General features: G+C 72.2%; 18 protein-coding genes and 1 tRNA gene. 12 read left to right on the top strand and 7 right to left on the bottom strand.

What is annotated here, in order from left to right:
* Nucleotides 1-2 precede the first annotated feature (2 nt).
* Genes ACYVKF_RS07295 through ACYVKF_RS07275 form a run of 5 tightly spaced genes read left to right on the top strand, consistent with a single transcriptional unit; the run spans nt 3 to nt 5,770 of the window.
* Entirely contained in the window at nt 3-959 is a 957-nt protein-coding gene (locus ACYVKF_RS07295) for an ABC transporter permease (RefSeq protein ID WP_460965881.1), read from the top strand.
* On the top strand, nt 956-1,873 hold the full coding sequence (locus ACYVKF_RS07290; protein ID WP_460965879.1) for an ABC transporter permease: 918 nt from the start codon (nt 956-958) through the stop codon (nt 1,871-1,873). Before ACYVKF_RS07295 ends, ACYVKF_RS07290 begins: the two co-directional genes overlap by 4 nt.
* A complete protein-coding gene (locus ACYVKF_RS07285; RefSeq protein ID WP_056915693.1) occupies nt 1,870-2,931 on the top strand; it encodes an ABC transporter ATP-binding protein in 1,062 nt (353 codons plus the stop codon). The genes ACYVKF_RS07290 and ACYVKF_RS07285 overlap by 4 nt, the downstream gene beginning before the upstream one ends.
* The gene (locus ACYVKF_RS07280) at nt 2,928-3,989 is read left to right on the top strand and encodes an ABC transporter ATP-binding protein (protein WP_460965877.1); all 1,062 of its coding nucleotides are present in this window, start codon (nt 2,928-2,930) and stop codon (nt 3,987-3,989) included. Before ACYVKF_RS07285 ends, ACYVKF_RS07280 begins: the two co-directional genes overlap by 4 nt.
* Nucleotides 3,986-5,770 (top strand): gamma-glutamyltransferase family protein, encoded by a 1,785-nt coding sequence (locus ACYVKF_RS07275; RefSeq protein ID WP_460965875.1) that lies wholly within the window; start codon nt 3,986-3,988, stop codon nt 5,768-5,770. Before ACYVKF_RS07280 ends, ACYVKF_RS07275 begins: the two co-directional genes overlap by 4 nt.
* 18 nt (nt 5,771-5,788) lie before the next feature.
* On the opposite strand, the gene ACYVKF_RS07270 is transcribed toward ACYVKF_RS07275, so the two are convergent.
* Nucleotides 5,789-6,463, bottom strand: coding sequence for a GntR family transcriptional regulator (locus ACYVKF_RS07270; protein ID WP_460965873.1), 675 nt, complete (start codon nt 6,461-6,463; stop codon nt 5,789-5,791).
* A gap of 65 nt (nt 6,464-6,528) precedes the next feature.
* On the opposite strand from ACYVKF_RS07270, the gene ACYVKF_RS07265 reads away from it, so the two are divergent.
* From ACYVKF_RS07265 to ACYVKF_RS07245, 5 genes are all read left to right on the top strand, one after another.
* Nucleotides 6,529-8,142 (top strand): L-lactate permease, encoded by a 1,614-nt coding sequence (locus ACYVKF_RS07265; RefSeq protein ID WP_460965871.1) that lies wholly within the window; start codon nt 6,529-6,531, stop codon nt 8,140-8,142.
* 63 nt (nt 8,143-8,205) lie between these two features.
* Nucleotides 8,206-8,823 (top strand): dTMP kinase, encoded by a 618-nt coding sequence (gene tmk / locus ACYVKF_RS07260; protein WP_056915689.1) that lies wholly within the window; start codon nt 8,206-8,208, stop codon nt 8,821-8,823.
* Nucleotides 8,820-9,959: a DNA polymerase III subunit delta' gene (locus ACYVKF_RS07255; RefSeq protein ID WP_056915688.1), complete on the top strand. Its 1,140-nt coding sequence runs from the start codon at nt 8,820-8,822 to the stop codon at nt 9,957-9,959. Before tmk ends, ACYVKF_RS07255 begins: the two co-directional genes overlap by 4 nt.
* A gap of 64 nt (nt 9,960-10,023) precedes the next feature.
* Nucleotides 10,024-11,577, top strand: coding sequence for an alpha/beta hydrolase (locus tag ACYVKF_RS07250; protein WP_460965868.1), 1,554 nt, complete (start codon nt 10,024-10,026; stop codon nt 11,575-11,577).
* Between the two features lie 78 nt (nt 11,578-11,655).
* A tRNA-Thr gene (locus ACYVKF_RS07245) sits at nt 11,656-11,732 on the top strand.
* A 281-nt stretch (nt 11,733-12,013) separates the two neighbouring features.
* Here the strand turns inward: ACYVKF_RS07245 and ACYVKF_RS07240 are convergent.
* The 4 genes from ACYVKF_RS07240 to ACYVKF_RS07225 form a co-directional block, all read right to left on the bottom strand.
* Nucleotides 12,014-14,245: a response regulator gene (locus ACYVKF_RS07240; RefSeq protein WP_460965866.1), complete on the bottom strand. Its 2,232-nt coding sequence runs from the start codon at nt 14,243-14,245 to the stop codon at nt 12,014-12,016.
* Nucleotides 14,242-14,610 carry a DUF7793 family protein gene (locus tag ACYVKF_RS07235; RefSeq protein ID WP_460965864.1) on the bottom strand — a complete coding sequence of 123 codons (369 nt, stop codon included), beginning with the start codon at nt 14,608-14,610 and terminating at the stop codon, nt 14,242-14,244. Before ACYVKF_RS07235 ends, ACYVKF_RS07240 begins: the two co-directional genes overlap by 4 nt.
* A 72-nt stretch (nt 14,611-14,682) precedes the next feature.
* Nucleotides 14,683-15,432 (bottom strand): DinB family protein, encoded by a 750-nt coding sequence (locus ACYVKF_RS07230; protein WP_460965863.1) that lies wholly within the window; start codon nt 15,430-15,432, stop codon nt 14,683-14,685.
* Between the two features lie 57 nt (nt 15,433-15,489).
* On the bottom strand, nt 15,490-15,681 hold the full coding sequence (locus tag ACYVKF_RS07225; protein WP_460965861.1) for a hypothetical protein: 192 nt from the start codon (nt 15,679-15,681) through the stop codon (nt 15,490-15,492).
* Between the two features lie 205 nt (nt 15,682-15,886).
* Between ACYVKF_RS07225 and ACYVKF_RS07220 the strand changes: the two genes are divergently transcribed.
* The gene (locus ACYVKF_RS07220; RefSeq protein ID WP_056920364.1) at nt 15,887-16,507 is read left to right on the top strand and encodes a LysE family transporter; all 621 of its coding nucleotides are present in this window, start codon (nt 15,887-15,889) and stop codon (nt 16,505-16,507) included.
* A 35-nt stretch (nt 16,508-16,542) separates the two neighbouring features.
* Nucleotides 16,543-17,202 carry a GNAT family N-acetyltransferase gene (locus ACYVKF_RS07215; RefSeq protein ID WP_056920365.1) on the top strand — a complete coding sequence of 220 codons (660 nt, stop codon included), beginning with the start codon at nt 16,543-16,545 and terminating at the stop codon, nt 17,200-17,202.
* A 69-nt stretch (nt 17,203-17,271) separates the two neighbouring features.
* Here the strand turns inward: ACYVKF_RS07215 and ACYVKF_RS07210 are convergent, their stop codons facing one another.
* Entirely contained in the window at nt 17,272-18,003 is a 732-nt protein-coding gene (locus ACYVKF_RS07210) for a hypothetical protein (protein WP_460965858.1), read from the bottom strand.
* Between the two features lie 178 nt (nt 18,004-18,181).
* A complete protein-coding gene (locus ACYVKF_RS07205; protein WP_460965856.1) occupies nt 18,182-20,014 on the bottom strand; it encodes a sensor histidine kinase in 1,833 nt (610 codons plus the stop codon).
* Nucleotides 20,015-20,231 lie beyond the last annotated feature (217 nt).

Here is a 20,231-nt window from a genome sequence, read left to right as displayed (position 1 = left end):
CTGTGCGCAGCTACCTCCTCAACCGGGCCTGGCAGTCGCTGGTGACCCTGGTGCTGGCCACCGTCGTCGTCTTCCTCGGCGTCCGGGCCCTCCCCGGGGACCCGGCCCTCGCCCTCGCGGGTGAGGACCGGACCCCGGAGGCCCTGGCCGCCATCCGCGAGCGCTACGGCCTCGACCAGCCCCTGCCGCTGCAGTTCTGGCACTTCGTCACCAATGCGCTGCAGGGCGACCTCGGCACCTCGGTGCGCACCGGCCAGAGCGTCAACGACATGTTGCGGACCGCGCTGCCCGTCACCCTCGAGCTGTCCCTGCTCGCCATCGCGATCGCCGTCGTCCTCGGCGTCGGGGCCGGAGTCGTGGCAGCGGTATGGCGCGGCGGGCCGGCGGAGTGGGTGGCCAACGCCTTCGCACTGCTCGGACTGTCCGTCCCGCACTTCTGGCTCGGCCTCGTCGCGATCCTCTACCTGTCGGTGGCGACCGGACTGTTCCCCGCCTCAGGGTTCGTGCCGCTGGGGGAGGACCCCGTGGACAACCTGCACCACATCATCCTCCCGGCGCTCATCCTCGGTACCGGCCTGTCCGCCGTGATCATGCGGCAGACGCGGTCCTCGATGCTCGACTCACTCGCGACCGACTACGTGCGGACGGCTGAGGCCAAGGGGCTGCGGCCGAGCGTGGTCGTGCGCCGGCACGCCCTGCGCAACAGCCTGATCGTCGTGGTGACGATCGTGGGCCTGCAGCTCGGGGGACTCATCTCGGGCGCCGTCGTCACCGAGCAGATCTTCGGGCTGCCCGGCTTCGGGAAGATGACCATCGACGCCGTGTTCCAGCGGGACTACCCCGTGATCCAGGCCGTCGTCCTCGTGACGGCGACCGCCTACATCGTCATCAACTTCGCGGTCGACCTGCTCTACTCGGTCATCGACCCGCGGGTCCGCGTCACCGGAGAGGCCTCATGAGCGTCGACACCGCCCTGCCGCCCGCGTCCTCACCGGCGGCCCCCGACCCGGCCGGGTCGAAGGACCGCGAGTCCTCGCAGCGCTCCCGGGTGCTGCGCCGGCTGCGTCGCAACCGCCTCGCGGTGGTGAGCTTCGTCGTCCTGGCCGTCGCGGTGGTGGTCGCCGTCCTCGCGCCGTGGATCGCGCCATACGCCCCCGAGCAGACCGACTTCGCCAACACGCTCGCCCCTCCCGGCACGGCAGGGCACGTGCTGGGCACCGACGACCTCGGCCGGGACGTGCTCTCACGGATCATCCTGGGCAGCCGTGCCTCGCTCGAGGTCGCCGCGCTCGCCGTCTTCACCGCGTTGGTGATCGGGGTACCGCTCGGCCTCTCCGCGGGGTACTTCCGTGCCGCCGACGCCGTCATCTCCAGGCTCACCGACCTGCTGCTGGCGTTCCCCTTCCTCATCCTCGCGGTCGGGTTCGCCGCCATCCGAGGCGCCAGCCTGGGCAACGCCGCCGTGGCCATCGGGATCGCTCAGATCCCGGGCGTCATCCGCGTCGTGCGCTCGGATGCGTTGCGGCTCAAGGGACTCGACTTCGTCGCCGCTGCTGTCGTCGACGGCGCGAGCGACCTGTGGGTGCTGCGTCGCCACATCCTCCCGAACGCGACCTCCGTCGTGCTGGTCCAGGCGACGGTCGCCATCCCGGCGGCGATCCTCGGTGAGGCGGTCCTGTCCTTCCTCGGGCTCGGCATCCAGCCGCCCGACCCCAGCCTCGGCACGATGCTCGCGAACGCCCAGCAGTTCGCCGCCCGCGCACCGTGGGCCGCGGTGCTTCCCGGGATCGCGATCATGGTGCTGGCCCTGGCGTTCAACGTGTTCGGCGACAGCCTGCGCGACGCACTCGACCCGAAGGCGAGCCGCCGATGACCGCCACCGCCACGTCGACCGAAGCCGGGACGACGACCGCGCCCGTCCTCGAGGTGTCCGGTCTGGGGGTGCGGTTCGCCACCGAGGCGGGGACCGTGTGCGCCGTGGACGGGGTCGACCTGACCCTGGCCCAGGGCGAGATCGTCGGCATCGTCGGGGAGTCCGGCTGCGGCAAGTCCGTGACCGCGATGAGCCTGGCTGGCCTCCTGCCGCGCAGCGCCACCATCGACGGCTCGGTCCGGCTCCTCGGCCGCGAGCTCGTGGGTGCCCGACCGGCGGTCCTGCGGGCGGCGCGCGGACGCGACATCGCCTACATCTTCCAGGAGCCGATGTCTTCGCTGAACCCGGTCCTCACGGTCGGCCGGCAGATCACGGAGGTCCTGCAGGTCCACGAGAAGCTCTCGCGCACCGATGCCCTCGAGCGGGCCGTCGAGCTGCTCGGCGTCGTCGGCATCCCCTCCGCGCGCGAGCGGGTGAAGCAGTACCCCCACCAGCTGTCGGGGGGCATGCGCCAGCGCGTGATGATCGCCATGGCCGTCGCCTGCCAGCCGAAGGTGCTCGTGGCCGACGAACCGACGACCGCACTCGACGTGACGGTGCAGGCCGGCATCCTCGACGTGCTCCGTGGGCTGCGGGACCGGTTCGGGACGAGCATCCTCGTCATCACCCACGACCTCGGCGTCATCGCCGACGTCGCCGACCGTGTGGTCGTCATGTATGCCGGGCGGGTCGTCGAGCGCGCCGGCGTGGACGAGCTCTTCGCCCGTCCCCAGCACCACTACACGTCGGGCCTGCTGTCCGCGTCGCCCACGCCCGGCCGGCACGCCGGAACGCACCGGCTGCAGGAGATCCCCGGCCTGGTGCCGGTGTTGTCCGAGCAGCCGGACGCCTGCACCTTCGCCGACCGCTGCCCGGCGGCGACCGACCGGTGCCGCGCGTCGGCGCCGCCGCTCGAGCCCGCGGGGGCGACCGCCGGTGCGGACCGGCACGAGCACGTGGTGGCCTGCTGGCACCCGCGGGGCGACGCGCCCCGCCCGAGCACGGAGGATCCCCGATGAGCACCGTCCCGACGCACGACGTCCCCCAGCCGGAGGTGCCACCGGCGTTCGAGGGGCAGCCAGTGGTGCTCGAGCTCGAGGACCTCGCGATGCACTACGGCGCGGTGCGTGCCGTCGACGGTGTGACGATGCAGATCCGGCGCGGCCAGGTCACCGCGCTGGTCGGCGAGAGCGGTTCGGGGAAGTCGACGGTCGGGCGTTGCATCGTCCGCCTCGTCGAGCCCACGAGCGGGTCGGTCCGCCTCGCCGGTACCGACGTCACCCACCTGTCCCGCTCCCGGATGCGCCAGCACCGTCGCGACGTCTCCATCGTCTTCCAGGACCCGGCGGGGTCGCTCGACCCCCGGATGCTCGTGGGCGACGTCATCGCCGAACCCCTGCGGCTGCAGGGGGGGCGGCTCAGTCGCCAGGAGAGGGCCCAGAAGGTCGCCGACGGCCTGGGCAGGGTGGGGCTTCGGCCCGAGGTGGCCCGGCGCTACCCGCACGAGCTCTCCGGCGGCCAGCGCCAGCGGGTCAGCATCGCGCGGGCACTGATGTCCGAGCCCACGCTCCTCGTCGCCGACGAGCCGACGAGCGCGCTCGACGTCTCGGTGCAGGCCTCGGTGCTCAACCTGCTCGCCGACCTCCAGAGGGACATCGGGTTCGCGTGCCTGTTCATCACGCACGACCTGTCGGCCGTGGAGTACCTCGCCGACGACATCGCCGTGATGTACCTCGGGCAGCTCGTCGAGCAGGGCACCCGCGAGGAGATCTTCGCCCACCCTCGCCACCCGTACACGCAGGCCCTGCTTGCGGCGGCCCCCGTCGCGGACCCCGCGAAGCAGCGGGCACGTACGCCTGTCCTGCTCGGGGACGACCTCCCCTCGGCGATGGACCCGCCCTCGGGGTGCCGGTTCCACACCCGGTGCCCGGTCGCCGTCGCCAGGTGTGCCGACGAGGTGCCTGCCCTGCGGCAGGTGGGGGGCAGCACGGTGGCCTGCCACCTCGTCGGCGACGATGGCTCCGGGCCCGACATCCGCAGGACCGAGACCGCCACGACGACAGGACCTCCCGCATGACCTTCACGACCCGGCCGACCCTCGAGGGCACCTTCGGCATGGTCTCGTCCACGCACTGGATCGCCTCGCAGGCGGCGATGCGCGAGCTCGAGCTCGGCGGCAACGCCTTCGACGCCGCGGTCAGCGCCGGCTTCGTCCTGCACGTCGTGGAGCCGCACCTCAACGGGCCCGGCGGCGACATGCCGGCGATCATCGCCACCGCGGACGACCCGACCCCACGGGTGCTGTGTGGCCAGGGCCCGGCCCCCGCCGGGGCGACGATCGAGCACTACCGCTCCGAGGGCCTGGACCTCGTGCCGGGCTCGGGTCCGTTGGCGGCGGCGATCCCCGGCGCGGTCGACGCCTGGCTGCTCCTGCTGCGTGACCACGGGACGCGCGCCCTGCAGGACGTGTTGGCCCCGGCGATCGGGTACGCCCGGCACGGCCACCCCCTGCTGGGCCGGGTGAGCGCCACGGTCGAGACGGTGCAGGAGCTGTTCGAGACGGACTGGCACACCTCCGCCGACCTCTGGCTACGGGACGGCAAGGCGCCCGCACCCGGCGCACTCTTCACGAACCCCGCCTGGGCGGACACCCTCGACCGTCTCGTCGCCGAGGGCCGGGCGGCAGGCTCGACGCGCGAGGCCCAGATCGACGGAGCCCGGCGGGCGTGGAGCCAGGGCTTCGTGGCGGAGGCGGTGGACGCCTTCTCCCGCAAGCCCTTCCGCGACTCCAGCGGTGAGTCGCACGGTGGGCTCGTCACCGGTGCCGACCTGGCCGGGTTCAGCGCGACCTGGGAGGCTCCGGCCACCATCGACTGGCGGGGTCACACCATCGCCAAGACCGGCGCCTGGGGCCAGGGCCCGGCGCTCCTGCAGACCCTGCGCACCCTCGACGCGCTGGGCGACGACACGCTCCTGGACCCCTCGAGCGCCGCGGGGATCCACGCGGCCGCCGAGTCGCTCAAGCTCGCCTTCGCCGACCGTGAGGCGTGGTACGGCGACGTCGACGTCCCACTGGAATCCCTTCTGTCCGAGGAGTATGCGGCGCGACGCGCCTCTCTCGTGGGCGACCGGGCCTCCCTCGAGGTGCGACCCGGGAGCCCGGACGGGCGCGAACCCAGGCTCGCGGCATACGTCACGGGGGCTGGTGCGCCACAGGCCGCTGGTGACGCGACGACGGGGGAGCCGACGGTCGCGCCGTCGGGGGCGACGCGGGGTGACACCTGCCACGTGGACGTCGTGGACCGTTGGGGCAACATGATCTCGGCGACACCGAGCGGGGGCTGGCTGCAGAGCTCGCCGACGATCCCCGAGCTGGGGTTCTGCCTCGGCAGCCGGATGCAGATGTTCTGGCTGGAGGAGGGCCTCGCATCCTCGCTCGCGCCGGAGCGACGCCCGCGCACCACCCTCACTCCCACGCTGGTGCTTCGAGACGGGTTGCCCTACATGGCTTGTGGCTCGCCCGGTGGTGACCAGCAGGACCAGTGGCAGCTGGTCTTCCTGCTGCGCCACCTCGTCGGCGGGCAGGAGCTGCAGGAGGCCATCGACGCACCCTCGTGGCACACGACGAGCTTCCCAGGGTCCTTCTACCCGCGGAAGAGCGAACCCGGTGTTCTGGTGGCCGAGGACCGGCTAGGGCCGGACGTGCTGTCGGGACTGGAGGCCCGCGGGCACACGGTGCGGGTGTCCGACCCGTGGAGCCTGGGTCGCCTGTGCGCTGTCACGCGCGACGCGGGGACCGGGGTGCTGCGCGCCGGGGCGAACCCGAGAGGGATGCAGGGCTATGCCGTGGGCCGCTGACCACGACGCGACCGTCGGTCAGCCAACGGACTCGTCGACGTTGTCGAGCGCGGCCCGGGCCGCAGCCGCCACGTGGGCGTGTGCCGCAGCTTCCGCCTCGTCGGGGTCACGGGCCTCGATCGCGTCGACGAGCCTGATGTGCTCCTGCCACGAGTGCGGCGCCCGGTGGGCGGCGCCGATTCGGAAGATCCAGTGCACGTGCAGGTACAGGGCGGCAGAGATCGAGGCGAGCCAACGGTTTCCGCTGATGTCGATGACCCGCAGGTGCAGGTCGCTGTTGAGCTGTGCGACCCGGGACAGGTCGTCCTCCTCGGTCGCGACCCGGGCGGAGTCGAGCAGCCTGCGCAGGTCGGCGACGTCGGACGGGGTGGCCCGTTCCGCGGCCATGCGGGCGGCGACGGTCTCGAGGCTCGAGCGCACGGCGAAGAGGTCGGCGACGGTCGAGGCGTCGGGGGTGGCCACGACCGCACCGCGGCGGGGCATCATCACGACCAGGCCGTCGGCCTCGACGATGCGCAGGGCCTCCCGCACGGGGTTGCGGGAGACACCGAAGTCGGCGGCGAGGCGCTCCTCCGTGAGCCGCTCGCCCGGCGGGTAGTCGCCGTCCACGATCCGTCGACGCAGCTCGGCGAGGACCTGCTCGCGCAGGGCCAGGTGCTGGCTGCCGATGGTGTGCCCCAAGCCGCTGGTCATGGCGTCCTCCCCCTCGCTCGTCGTCCGGTGCGCCCTCCACCTCGACCGTATACGAAAGACAATCTATGCCACTGCCCACGCTGACCCTCGCAGCCCAGCCCGAGACGCTGGCCGCCGTCCCGCCACTCACGTGGGTGCTGGCGGTGAGCCCCGTCGTGCTGCTGCTCGCCCTGGTCCTCTGGGGGAGGTTCTCGACGATCGTCAACGCGTCGGTCACCGTCGCCTACAGCGTGGCGGTCGCCGTGCTCGCCTTCGGAGCCGGCGGGCTGACCGTCGCCGTCGGACTCGGCAAGGGGGCCTGGGTCGGGCTGTGGATCCTCTACGTCATCTGGCCGGCGCTGCTCATGCACCACCTCGCCACCCACGTGGGCATGAAGGCCCTCGGCCAGGCCCTGTCGACCATGCTGCCGCGACGCACCGAGAACGTCCTGCTCCTCGCGTGGGTGCTCCCGTCGTTCATCCAGGGGGTGTCGGGGTTCGGGACGCCGATCGCGGTCGCGGCGCCGCTGCTCGTCGCACTCGGGATCGGCAAGGCCCGGGCCGTGGCCCTGCCCCTCATCGGCTACCACTGGGCGGTGGGGTTCGGCTCGATGGGTTCGTCCTTCTACATGGGGGCCCTCACCGCCCACCTCGACAGCCCCGGCCGGGCTGCGTATGCCGCGTCGGCGGCGGTGCTCCTCGGCGTCAACTGCCTGCTCTCCGGTGTGCTCGTCGCCCTGATGGACGGCGGGCTGGCGGGCCTGCGGGAGGGTTGGCGGCTGCTGGCCACCGCCGGCCCGGTGATGGCCCTCGTCCAGGCCGGGGCCGCCCGACTCGAGCCCGGGATCGCCGCCCTGTGCGCCGGTGCCTCGGGTGTTGCCGTGGTGTTCGTGCTGCGCCGGTTCTCCGCGCGCGACCGGGAAGCCACGCCCTCGGACCCGGGTGACGCGCAGATGCGCTCGCGGGCGCGAGCCGCGGCCGTGCCCTACGCCCTGCTCGGGATCGTGGCGCTCGCGGTCTTCCTGCCGCCCGCCCTGCGGTCGTGGGCCAAGGGACACCTGTTGATTGGACCGTCGTTCCCGCAGACGAGCACCCACCAGGGGACCGTCAACGACGCCGTGTCGGTCTACAACCCCATCGCCCTCCTGGGCCACCCGGGCACGTTCCTGCTCGTCGCGTCGGCGGGCAGCGTCGCGGTCTGGGCCGCACGAGGGATCTGGGCGCGTGGCGCGTGGGGGCCCGTGTGGCGGGGCGCCCTGAAGCAGGCGTGGAAGTCCTCGCCGTCCGTCGTCCTGCTCGCCTCGGTGGCCGGCGTGCTCGTGGACAGCGGCATGGTCCGCACCGTCGCCCAGGGTGCCGCGGTGGCCACGGGGAGCGCGTACCCCGCCATCGCGCCGCTCGTCGGTGCCCTGGGTTCGTTCATCACCGGCTCGACGACGAGCTCCAACGCGCTGTTCTCCTCGTTGCAGGCCGACGTCGCCCACCTCATCGGCGAACCTCCGGCCGATCTGCTCGCAGGCCAGCTGGCCGGTGGCAACATCGGCAACTCCCTGGCGCCGGTGGTCATCCTCCTCGGCTTGAGCGCCGTCGGTGCCTCCCGTCGCGCGGGCGAGGTCCTGCGCATGACCCTCGCCCCCGCCGCGGTCCTGCTCGCCTCGGCGATCGCGGGGACCTGCCTGCTGGTCGCCGTCCACCACTGAGCCCCTCGCACCGCACGGGACCAGCCGGCACCCGCTGTCCGCCGGACGGCCTAGGCTCACTGCGTGACCGACGGACTCTTCATCGCCTTCGAGGGTGGCGACGGCGCGGGCAAGTCCACGCAGGTGGCCCTGCTCCGTGACGCCCTCCAGGCTGCGGGCAGGACGGTCACCGTGACCCGCCAGCCCGGTGGCACCGACCTCGGGCACCAGATCCGCGACCTGGTGCTGCACGGCGCCCACGTGGCCCCCCGGGCCGAGGCCCTGCTCTTCGCCGCCGACAAGGCGCATCACGTCGACCAGCTGATCCGCCCCGCCCTCGACCGGGGCGAGGTCGTGCTGACCGACCGCTACACCGACTCCTCGGTGGCCTACCAGGGCGCCGGTCGCGACCTCGGCGCGCAGGAGATCCACGACCTCAACATGTGGGCCGTCGACGAGCTCGTCCCCGACCTCACCGTCATCGTCGACGTGTCCGCGCAGGAGGGGCGCCGTCGGCGGGGCGAGGTCCACGACCGGCTCGAGGCGGAGGCGGACGCGTTCCACGAGGCCATCCGTGCGCACTTCCTGGCCATGGCGGAGGGCAACCCCCAGCGCTACCTCGTCGTCGACGGCACCCTGCCTCCCGACGAGATCCACGCGGCGGTCCTCGCACGGCTGAGGTCGCTGGTGGTGCTGCCGTGACCGTCTGGCGCGACGTCATCGGGCAGGACTCCGCCGTCGCGACGCTCCAGCGAGCCGTCGCCGAGCCCGGGTCGATGACGCACGCGTGGCTGCTCACCGGACCACCCGGATCGGGACGCTCGGTGGCCGCGCGGGCGTTCGCCGGTGCGCTCGAGTGCCCGCTGAACGGCTGCGGCGAGTGCCGTGAGTGCCGCACCGCGGTCGACGGCACGCACGCCGACGTGGACCTCGTCGCCACGGAGGGCCTGTCGATCAAGGTCGAGCAGGCACGTGAGCTCGCCGCCATGTCTGCCCTGCGCCCGTCCGTCGGGCCCTGGCGCGTCATCATCGTCGAGGACGCCGACCGCCTCACCGAACGCGCCGCCGATGCCCTGCTCAAGGCGATCGAGGAGCCCGTCGCACGCACCGTCTGGATCCTGTGCGCGCCCTCGCTCGAGGACGTCGTCATCACGATCCGTTCGCGCTCGCGCCACGTGCGGCTGCGCACCCCTCCCGTCGAGGCGGTCGCCGAGCTGCTCCACCGCCGCGACGGCATCGAGATGCCGATGGCCCTGTATGCCGCGCGGGCGGCCCAGAGCCACGTGGGCCTCGCACGCCGGCTGGCCCGTGACGAGGGTGCCCGCATCCGCCGCCGTGACGTCGTCGCCCTCGCGGGCAGGATCCACGGTGTCGGCGACGCGGTGGGCGCGGCTGCCGACCTCGTCTCCATCGCGGACGAGGAGTCCTCGGCCGCCGCCAGTGAGCGGGACGTCGCCGAGAAGAAGCGGCTCATGGAGATGCTGGGAGCCGACCCCTCGGCGCGCACCCAGCCGCCCCACATCCGCAGCCAGCTCTCGTCGCTGGAGAAGGAGCAGAAGGCGCGGGCCACCCGCCACTCGCGCGACGTGCTCGACCGATCCCTGGTCGACCTGTTGTCGGTGTACCGGGACGCCCTCGTGGTGCACAGCGGTGCCGGTCTCGGGCTGGTCAACCAGGACAGCATCCGCGAGGTGCAGGCGCTCGCGCGGTCGATGACGCCCGAGCAGCTGCTCGGGGCGATGGATGCCATCGGCACCGCCCGCGAGCGCATCGGGCTCAACGTCGCACCGCTGCTGGCGCTCGAGGCGATGGCGATCACGCTGCGCGTACCCCGCTGAGGCGCGCACGCGCCGTACGCGTCCGAGGCGGCGTCTCCCAGCACGGCGGGATACCGTGCCGCCCATGACTTCTCGCACACGGATGCTCGTGGCGGCGACCGCGATCGTGACCGTCGGCCTCTCCGGGTGCTCCCTGCTCGGTGGGGGCGACTCCGGCGCAACGCCCTCGACCTCCTCGACCGCGGCGGCCAGGCCCCCGGCCGGGTCCGAGGCGCTCGCGTCGTACTACGGGCAGAAGCTGGACTGGCAGAAGTGCCGGATCTCCGAGTGCGCGAAGCTCGAGGTCCCGCTCGACTACGCCAAGCCGGACGGCGACCGGATCGAGATCTCGGTGCTGCGCATGAAGGCCACCAAGCCCAAGGACCGCATCGGGTCGCTCGTGGTCAACCCGGGCGGCCCCGGAGGGTCGGGCGTGGACTACGCGCAGGCTGCGGACTTCATCGTGGGGAAGCCGGTGCGTCAGCGCTTCGACGTCGTGGGCTTCGACCCCCGCGGCGTGCAGCGGTCGCAGCCGATCGACTGCCTCCCGGACACCCAGATGGACGCGTTCCTCGGGCAGGACCCGACCCCGGACGACGCCGCCGAGGCCGCCGCGTTCGCCGCCTCGGGCAAGGAGTTCGCGCAGGGGTGCGTGCAGCGGACCGGGGCGCTCATCAGCCACGTCTCGACCGTCGACGCCGCCAAGGACATGGACATCCTGCGGTCGGCCCTCGGGGACGAGAAGCTCAACTACCTGGGCAAGTCCTACGGCACCTTCCTCGGCGCCACGTATGCCGGGCTGTTCCCGAAGCTCGTCGGTCGGTTCGTCCTCGACGGGGTCCTCCCGCCGGACATCAGCGCCGCAGAGGTGGCCAAGGGCCAGGCCGAGGGGTTCGAGCGGGCCACTCGCGCGTATGCCGCCAACTGCGTGGACGAGGGCGACTGCCCCCTCGGCGGCTCCGTCGACGAGGTCATGTCCGGGATGCGTGCGCTGCTGACCCGGCTGGACCAGCAGCCGGTGCCCATGCAGGACGGCACCCTCAAGCAGCTCACCGAGGGGTGGGCCGCCACCGGCATCGCGCAGGCCATGTACGACCAGGGTTCGTGGGGGACCCTCACGGACGCCCTGGCCCAGGTCGTGCGCAAGGACGACGGCACGGAGCTGATGAAGCTCGCCGACCAGTACGCGCAGCGCAACCAGAACGGCGTCTACGCCGGCAACCTGCTCGAGGCGTTCTACGCGATCTCCTGCCTGGACAACCCCGACAGCCCCGACCCGGCGGTGTACGCCCAGCGGGCCGCTGACAACGCGAAGGTCGCCCCGACCTGGGGGCCGTTCCTCGCGTGGGGGTCGCTGGTCTGCGGGCAGTGGCCGGTGAAGTCGACAGAGGGCCAGACCGGCCCGCACAAGATCAGCGCGGAGGGCAGCGGCCCCATCGTCGTGGTCGGCACGACCCGCGACCCCGCGACGCCGTACGAGTGGTCGGTGCGGCTGCGTGACCAGCTCTCCAACGCCGCACTGCTGACCTTCGACGGCGACGGGCACACGGCCTACACCCGCTCCAACAGCTGCGTCGACGACGCGATCAACGACTACTACACCGACGGCAAGGTGCCCAAGGACGGCACCAAGTGCTGACCTGACGGGTGTCGTCGGGCCCGGTTCGGAGATTCCGCGGCTCATCCGTATACTCATCGTCCGTGCCTTCGGGCACCTGCCGCCTTAGCTCAGTCGGCCAGAGCGATTCACTCGTAATGAATAGGTCATCGGTTCGATTCCGATAGGCGGCTCCACAGCACCACCCCAGGAAGGCCCCCACGACTCCGGTCGCGGGGGCCTTTCCCTTGCCCGTCCGTCTGGGACGTGCGTCGACAGGTCGAGCGATGGCGCCGCCGGGCGGTGGTGGCTCAGCGGTGCTCGTCGACGCTGCGCGAGTCGGTCAGGGTGAGGGCACCCCAGCCGGCCACGAGGCCGACGACCACGGCCAGGGCGCCGTACGTGATCCGCCCACCGTGGAAGAAGGAGGCGACGAGCTGCGGGCTCCACGTGCCGGCGCCGGAGCGTGCGGTCGCCGTCAGAGCGACTCGCGAAGCAGCTGGCCCGCCCGCTCCAGCTCGGTCTCGAGCCGGTCGAGCAGGGTGGCGGCGGCCGCGAGGCCGCCCGTCTCGACCTGTCGGGCGAGCTCGGCGACCCTCACGGCCCCGATGCTCGCCGCGGACCCGGTCAGCTCGTGCGCTGCGTGCCGCAGTCCCTGCGCGTCGTCGGCGGCGGCCATCGCCCGCATCGTCGCCACGAGGACCGGCGAGGCCGTCGTGAAGGCCTCGGTCAGGGCTGCGAGGAGGTCCTGCCCCGTGGTGGCGCCGAGGTCACGCAGCGTCGCGAGCCTCGCGCTGTCCAGCGGCTCCTGCCCGGGCGAGGGGTCCGGAGCCCGAGCCGCGCCGGTCGGACCCGGCCCTGCGCCGATGGCGTCGGCCGGGCGCGCCCACGCACCCAGGACCTCCCTCAGGGTGGACTCGTCGACCGGCTTGGAGACGTAGGCGTCCATGCCGACGGCCAGGCAGCGCTCGCGGTCCTCGGTGGTCGCGCTGGCCGTCATCGCGATGATCGGCAGCCGCTCTCCGCCGACCTCCCGTCGGCGGACCTCTGCGGTCGCGGAGTACCCGTCCATCACGGGCATGTGGCAGTCCATCAGCACGGCGGCATACTGTTGCCCCGCAATGGCTTCCAGCGCCTCGGCGCCGTTCTCGACGACGTCCACGTCGTACCCGATCCGGGTCACGAGGCCCCGTGCCACGAGCTGGTTGACCGTGTTGTCCTCGACGACCAGGACCCGACCGGGGGAGGGGCGGTGGGCGGGACGCTCGACAGCGCCCGCGTCCGTCGCCGGCCCGGCGTCCTTCGTCGTGCGGCGCACGCTCGCCGCTGGTGCGCCGGCCACCAGGCGGACCAGGCGGTCGAACAGGTCGCTGCTGCGCACCGGCTTGCTCAACGCGTCGCGCACCCCGACCCGAGCCAGCTCGGCACGGTCGATCTCGCCCGTGGAAGACAGCATGATCATGAGGGTGTCGCGCAGGGAGGGGTCGGCGCTGATCCGTCGGGCGAGCTCGATGCCGTCGAGATCGGGCATGCACATGTCCAGCACCGTGATCGCGTACGGGTCGCCGGCAGCGCGCGCGGCGCGCATCAGGTCGATGACAGAGCCCGGGTGGTCGGTGCTGTCGGGCCGCAACCCCCACTGGGTGAGCTGGGACCCCAGGACCAGCCGGTTCGTGGCGTTGTCGTCGACGACCAGGGCGCGTAGCCCGAGGAGCAGGTCGCTGGCCGGGACGGGAGGAGGTGTCGTCGCGGAGACCGGCAGGGGGAGCTCGAACCAGAAGGTGCTCCCGACGCCCACGTCGCTGTCGACCCCGATGCTGCCGCCCATCGCCTCGACGAGGGTGCGCGAGATGGCCAGGCCGAGGCCGGTGCCGCCGTACCGGCGGGTGGTCGAGGCATCGGCCTGTCGGAACGAGTCGAACATCGCGGGTCGGACGTCCTCGGGGATGCCGATCCCGGTGTCGGACACCTCGAAGCGCACCCGTCCGTCGCCCGGGTCGACCATCCGGGCGCTGATCACGACCTCGCCCTTGTCGGTGAACTTCACGGCGTTGGAGGCCAGGTTGAGCAGGACCTGTTGCAGCCGTCCCTCGTCACCGACGAGGCGTGGCGGCACCTCGGCAGCGCAGTAGGCGATGACCTCCAGCTCCGGCGTGGTCGTCATCGGTGCCACGAGGGCCGCCACCGACTCGACCAGGGACCGTGGGTCGAGGTCCACGGCCTCGAGGTCCACCTTGCCGGCCTCGAGCTTGGAGAAGTCGAGGATGTCGTTGATGACGCGCAGCAGCGACTCCCCGGCGCTCTGCAGCCCCCCGACGTACTGCTGCTGTGTCTCGTCGAGGTCGGTGTGGTGCAGCAGGGTGGTCAGGCCGATCACGCCGTTCATCGGCGTCCTGATCTCGTGGCTCATCGTGGCCAGGAACTCCGACTTCAGCTGGGACGCCTCCAGGGCCTGCTTGCGCGCGGCCTCGAGCTCGATGGTGCGCAGGTGCACCCGGTGCTCGAGCTCCGAGCGGTTGGCCTCGAGCTCCTCGGCGAGCATGTTGATCCCCACGATGACCGCATCGAGGTCCTCGTCGTCCGTGCGGGGCCCGCGCGCGTCCAGGTCGCCGGCAGCCAGCCTCGTGAGCAGCTCGATGACGGCGTCGATGGGGGAGCCGCCCGGGCCCTCCTGGCCCTCCGTGTCCGTCGTGGCGCCCCCGTCGCTCATGGCTGCGCTTGCAGCCAGGTGCCGGCGTCGGCCTCGGACGTGAACATCTTCACGGGGATGGAGCCGCGCTTCAGGCCCAGGAAGAAGTTGGCCAGCATGCGGGTGGAGGCCGAGCCCGCCACGAGGGCCACGGCCCGGTAGTTGGGGTTGCGGTCCATGAAGAACTCACGGGCCGGCCGGTCGATCGAGGCGACCTCGCGCAGGTCGACCAGCGAGCGGACCTTGTCCTGCCCGAGGGCCTTGATCTCCGCGTCGACGGCGCGGGCCTCCTCGATGCCGCACACCGCACCGGGGAGCCAGTCGGTCCGGGCGATCCCCGTCGCCTCGTCCCACGTGATCTCGTAGCACTTCTCCTCCGCGGCCATCCCGCTCCCCCTCTGCAGCCGTCCACGATCTGCGGTCAAGGTACCCCAGCGGGCCGGCGAGGACCCCTGGGATCAGTCCCGACCGGTGCCGCCCACCGTGTCCAGGTCGCGCACGGCATACCGGTGGTGCTCCCACTCCTCCTCGAGGATGGTGTGCAGGCACGCCAGGGTGCTCTCGCTGTGCTCCGGAGCCCAGGGGTGGCGCCGCGCCACCGCGAGGTCCTCGGTGGTGGCGGCGGCGAGGAAGTCCCGCACCATGGCGACGCGCCCGGCGCGCACCTCCAGCACCTCGTCGAACGACGGTTGCGTGCGGGAGAAGAACGAGGCGTCGTAGCCGTCGAGCTCGTACTCCGCATGGGGCTGGCCGATGGGGTGGTACGGCTGCTCGCGTCCCAGGACGGCGCGCCCGAGCCACGTGTCGGTCGCCATCACCAGGTGTCGCAACGTCTGCGCGAAGGACCACTCGCCGTCCACCTGGACGTCGACCGTCCCCGGGGGCATCGTGCCGACCCGGTCGAGCGTCGTGGCCCAGGCCGCCTCGACCGCGGCCCACGCCTCCCGGAGGCCGTCAGGGTCCGTCGCCCTCCGCAGCGAACGCCCGGGAAAGCGGCGGTCCAGCTCCGCGTCCACGTATGGCGCCACGTCGACTCCGTTGACCCACAACGAGTTCCCGCCCTCGAGGAGCCAGGGTGCATCGATGTCGGCGCCGGTGACGTGCACCGCGCGCATGACGACGCCGGACAGGTCGCTGCGGACGAAGCGGGCCCCGCTCAGGTCGGCATCGACGAACACCTGCACCTGCGGCTGGTCGGGTGGGCTCATCGGTTCACCGTGGTGGCAGGGCCGCGCCTCGTCAAGACCGTGGGCCAGGACGGCTCGTCAGGACCGCTCGGCGAGGAGGGCGTGGATCAGGTCGTGCAGGGGAGCGGCGAGGTCCGCGGCGTCGGCCGAGGCGAGGGGCTCGAGCCCCGGCGGAGCGCAGCAGCAGGAGGACCTGGTTGGGCCGGCCGCCTGTTCCTGCTTGCGACCGTCCTGATGATGATGGTGGTTCGGTCCCGTCGCCGGGGTCATCGACCGCCGCTACGGCCCGAAGGTGCCGAGGACGATCGGTACCGCGCTCGCCGCCCTCGCCCTGCCGTCCGGCCGTGCGCGGCCCGAGGTCCCTGCGGCGACCTGACCCGCCACCCGGGAGCCCGGGACCACCCGGCCCTCGAGGGCGGTTCGGTGCCGTGGACGCCCGCCGGGGCGGCCGCGGCACCGAACTACACTCGCCGCTGTGTCGTGGTCGCTCTGGTTCACCCTGCTCGGGGCCGCGGTCCTCATCTCCCTGACGCCGGGTGCGGGGGCGATCAACACCATGGCCAACTCGATCGGCTCGGGGTGGGCCCGCTCCATCTGGGGCATCATCGGCCAGCAGCTCGCCCTCCTCGTGCACATCGCCGTGGTGGCGGCCGGGGTGGGCGTCCTCGTGGCCGAGTCCCCGTTGCTGTTCAACGTCATCCGGTATGCCGGTGCGGCCTACCTGGTGTTCCTCGGCGTCCGTCAGCTGCGTGCCCAGCCGACCGCGCAGGACGTCGAGGCGTCGGTGCCGCCGGCCTCCCGCGGGGCGATGCTCCGCCAAGGGGTGCTCGTCAACCTGACCAACCCCAAGGCCGTGGTCTTCTTCCTCGCGTTCACGCCGCAGTTCATCCGTCCGGAACGGCCCCTCGTGCCGCAGTACGTCGTGCTCGCCGCGACGGTCGTGGTCGTGGACGTCCTCGTCATGTGGTTCGTGTTCGCGTTCGCCGCGCGGTGGCTGCGTCGGCTCACCCGCAGCCGCGACGGCCAGCGTCGCCTCAACCGCGTGTTCGGTGGGCTCTTCGTCGGGGTCGGCGTGCTGCTGGCCGCCGTGCACTGACGGCACCGGCCACGCCGTCCGCGAGGATGGGGCCCATGCTGCAGGACCACTGGCCCCTCTATGCCCTGACCACCCGGACCACTGTCGCCGGTGGCGACGCAGTCGTCGAGCTGCGACTGCCTCGGGAGGAGGAGGTCGCCGAGCTGGCCGACCTGGCCGGCCGTGGCGTCCACCGACCCGGCGAGCGACCGTTCCTCACGCCCTGGACCGAGGGCAGCGCCGGTGAGCGGGCCGACGCCGTCCTGCGCGGTCACTGGGAGCGGCTCGCCTCATGGACGCCGCAGTCGTGGCGCCTCGGGATGGCGGTCCTCCTCGACGGACGCCCGGTGGGCATGGTCACGTTGAGGGCCGACGACTTCCGCGTCGTCCGGGACGTGAGCACCTCGTCCTGGCTCGGGCTCGCGCACCAGGGCAGGGGCGTCGGGACGGCGGCGCGCGCCAGCCTCCTCGCCGTGGCCTTCGACCACCTGGGGGCGGAGTCCGCCCTGACCGAGGTCTTCCGTGACAACCACGCGTCGCAAGGGGTTTCGCGACGCCTCGGCTACGAGCCGGACGGCATCTCGCGCGATGCCCGCGGCGACGAGGTGCTCGTCTCCGACCGGCTCCGTCTCACCAGGACCCGGTGGTCCGCCCGGTCACGACCGGTGGTGGAGGTCACGGGGATGGACGGCTGCCGCGGGATGTTCGGGGTCTGACAGGGGAAGTGCACGACGGAGCCCGGCCACCGCGATGGTGACCGGGCTCCACCCCTCGGGTGGTGAGGGTCAGACGGTACGGAACGCCGTGGTGCTCGCCGTGCCGTTGCTCTGGGTTCCGTTGCTCTCCGTGCCCGAGCCGGTCGAGCCGCCCGGGGCGCCGGGGCCGTCGCCGTCGGGACCGTGACCGTGGCCACCGCCGGGACCGCCGGTGCGGGCGGTGATGGTCTTGAGGTCCTTGCTCACCTCGAGCATGACCTGGGCGCCGGCCCTGGTGCCGAACACGTCGTACGAGCCGTCCTCGTCCTTGCGGACGGAGGTGACGGTCACGGCGGAGTCCTTGGCCTTGACCGCGGCGGTGACCCTGGAGAGCTCGGTGCCGGTGACCGCGGTGTGCGTGCCACCACCGGGCCCTCCACCGTGGCCGCCACGACCGCCGGTGCGGGCGGTGATGGTCTTGAGGTCCTTGCTCACGTCGAACATGACCTGGGCACCGGCCTTCGTGCCGAACACGTCGTACGAGCCGTCCTCGTCCTTCTGGACGGAGGTGACGGTGACGGCGGAGTCCGCGGCCTTGACCGCGGCGGTGACCTTGGACAGCTCCGATCCGGTGACCGCGGTGTGCGTTCCGCCGCCGGGTCCACGGCCCTCGCCGGACTGCTGCCCGTAGCCGAAGGCGTAGCCCGTGACGGCGGACGGGGACGTGCTGGTGGAGGCGTTGGCCAACGAGGCGACGGTGACGACGATCCCCGTCGCGGCGACGAGGCCGGCGGCCGCGGTGATGATGGTCTTGCTGGGCACTGTCGTGCTCCCCTCGGGTGCGGTGCCCGGCCGGGTGGCGAGGCTGTCACCACACCGTCGGCCCCCCACCTGTGGTGAGCCTGTGGTCGAACTGGCGCGACCCTAGGAGTCGGCGACCCGCCGCACAGGCGGGGTGTGGCGCATGGTCGCCCGTGCGCCATACCCGACCGGGTGGGTGCTAGCCGCGGTCCTGGGCGGAGTCGGCGCGGGGGAGCAGCACCGTGAACCTGGTGCCCTTGCCCAGCTCGGAGTCCACCGAGATCGTGCCGTTGTGCCGAGCCACGATGCGCTGGACGATGCTCAGCCCGAGCCCTGTGCCCGGGACCTCGAGGGCGTCGGGGTTGGTGCTGCGGAAGAACTCCGTGAACAGCGACTGCAGGTCGGTGCGCGAGATACCCAGGCCCTCGTCCGCGACGACCATCTCGACCTTGTCGCCGAGGGGACGCAGGGACACCGTGACCTCACCACCGTCGGTCGTGTACTTCACGGCGTTGCTCACGAGGTTCTCGACGAGACGGGCGAGCTCGTCGGTGCTGCCCAGCGCGGTCGGTGGGTGCTCCGGAGCGATGACCTTGATCGTGACGTCCTGCTGCGCCGCCCGCGGGAGGAACATGTCGGCGGCATCGCGGACGAGCTCGGAGATGTCGACGTGGTTGCGCACCAGCGGCCGGTCGGGGTCGCTCACCTTGGACAGCGTGAGCAGGTCGTCGACCAGGCCCTGGAGGCGGTGGGTGTTGCGGGCCATCACCTTCAGCGACCACGTGGCGTCCCCGGTCGGGTTCTCCTTGAGGAGCTCGACGTGGCCGACGATCGACGCCAGCGGGTTCTTGAGCTCGTGGTGCACCGTGGAGAAGAGCGTCGTCTTGGCCCGGTCGGCACGGCGCAGCTCGGCGATCATCCGGCGCTCGAGCTCGAACAGCCGGGCGTTGACGATCGAGCGGCCCACGTCACGGCCGATCTCGAGCGCGGCGACCCGCTCGGCGTCGCTCCACGGCGGGGCGTCCGGGGACCGCGTCAGCACCATGTGGCCCAGGCACTCGGTGCCGGCACCGATCGGTGCGAGGAGCAGGGAGCCGGCGCCGGTGTTGGCGAGGTAGGCCAGGAGCTCGTCGAGGTCCTCGTCCGACAGCGCGCCGGCGGGTTGGACGGCTCCGTTGCTCACGACTCCGGAGACCTGCTCGGCCCAGGCCCGCTCGGCCAGCGTCCTGGCGACCTCGACCATCTTCGCCGGCGTCCGGGTGGTGCCCTGCGCGGAGTAGGCCGCGACGCTGTCGGTCTTGGCGGCGTCCTTGGTCGCGAACGCCCGGACCCACAGGCCGAGGCAGTCCAGCCCGGTGCGGATGGGGTCGACGATGGCCTCGACGACCTTGGAGGGCTCGAGGATGCCCTGCGAGATGCGGGCGACGCTCTGCACCGTGGCGGCGAGGCGCACCTGCTCGGCGAGGGTCTGGCGCTGGCGGAAGGAGTTGATGGCGATGCCGGCCTGGTTGGCGAAGACCTCGAGCACGCCCTGCTGGACCTGTGTCGGGCGCTTGGCCGACAGCGGCAGGTCGACGGAGATCATGCCGAGCATCTCGCCGGTCGGGTCGTAGAACGGTGCGAGCAGGGTGTCCTCGGGATCCCAGGCGTCCGGGTCGCCGATGACCTGCTCGTCCCACTCGGGCGCGACCCAACCGGGACGGGCGTTGCTCGGGAGGTTGGCTGCCGGGATGAAGCGCAGCGAACCCCAGTGCTCGGCAACAGCGAACTCCCCGTCGAGGCTCTCGCGCGGTGTGCGCCGACCGACGAGCTGTGCCGTGGCGTCCGGGTGGCCCCCCACCGCGACGATCTGCAGGTCGCCGTTCGAGCGCACGAGGCTGATCGCCGCGACCTGGAAGCCCACGACATCGGCGGCACCGGCGACCACGAGGTCGAGCAGCTCCTGCAGGCTCTCCAGACCACTGGCCTGGTTCATCAGCTGAGAGAGCCGGCGCAGCGCCTGCACCTCGGCTGATGAAACGGTCGATTCCATATCGATTCCCATTGTGTACCTCGCCCCCTGACGATGACGGGGAAAACGTACCCATAGCGCAAACGCACTACGGGCAAAACACCGATCAAGACACCTCTGGGACTAGGACCGTTCCTACGTTCGTGCCTTTTTTCGTGGACAGGTTGAGACGAGTCGGATCTCGTGCTTCGCTCTGGCGTCGGTCGCATGGTGCGGGCCTCGGGGGAGGCCGTGCCAC

Source organism: Pedococcus soli, from assembly GCF_054782575.1.
Note: the sequence above shows the minus strand (reverse complement) of the source record. Positions and strands in the feature narration are given on the sequence as shown.

Excerpts from the sequence above, each read along its gene's own strand:
- ACYVKF_RS07290 (WP_460965879.1), top strand. The coding sequence starts at position 956 with ATGAGCGTCGACACCGCCCTGCCGCCCGCGTCCTCACCGGCGGCCCCC.
- ACYVKF_RS07285 (WP_056915693.1), top strand. The coding sequence starts at position 1,870 with ATGACCGCCACCGCCACGTCGACCGAAGCCGGGACGACGACCGCGCCC.
- ACYVKF_RS07280 (WP_460965877.1), top strand. The coding sequence starts at position 2,928 with ATGAGCACCGTCCCGACGCACGACGTCCCCCAGCCGGAGGTGCCACCG.
- ACYVKF_RS07275 (WP_460965875.1), top strand. The coding sequence starts at position 3,986 with ATGACCTTCACGACCCGGCCGACCCTCGAGGGCACCTTCGGCATGGTC.
- ACYVKF_RS07270 (WP_460965873.1), bottom strand. The coding sequence starts at position 6,463 with ATGACCAGCGGCTTGGGGCACACCATCGGCAGCCAGCACCTGGCCCTG.
- ACYVKF_RS07265 (WP_460965871.1), top strand. The coding sequence starts at position 6,529 with ATGCCACTGCCCACGCTGACCCTCGCAGCCCAGCCCGAGACGCTGGCC.
- ACYVKF_RS07250 (WP_460965868.1), top strand. The coding sequence starts at position 10,024 with ATGACTTCTCGCACACGGATGCTCGTGGCGGCGACCGCGATCGTGACC.
- ACYVKF_RS07240 (WP_460965866.1), bottom strand. The coding sequence starts at position 14,245 with ATGAGCGACGGGGGCGCCACGACGGACACGGAGGGCCAGGAGGGCCCG.
- ACYVKF_RS07235 (WP_460965864.1), bottom strand. The coding sequence starts at position 14,610 with ATGGCCGCGGAGGAGAAGTGCTACGAGATCACGTGGGACGAGGCGACG.
- ACYVKF_RS07230 (WP_460965863.1), bottom strand. The coding sequence starts at position 15,432 with ATGAGCCCACCCGACCAGCCGCAGGTGCAGGTGTTCGTCGATGCCGAC.
- ACYVKF_RS07225 (WP_460965861.1), bottom strand. The coding sequence starts at position 15,681 with ATGACCCCGGCGACGGGACCGAACCACCATCATCATCAGGACGGTCGC.
- ACYVKF_RS07215 (WP_056920365.1), top strand. The coding sequence starts at position 16,543 with ATGCTGCAGGACCACTGGCCCCTCTATGCCCTGACCACCCGGACCACT.
- ACYVKF_RS07205 (WP_460965856.1), bottom strand. The coding sequence starts at position 20,014 with ATGGAATCGACCGTTTCATCAGCCGAGGTGCAGGCGCTGCGCCGGCTC.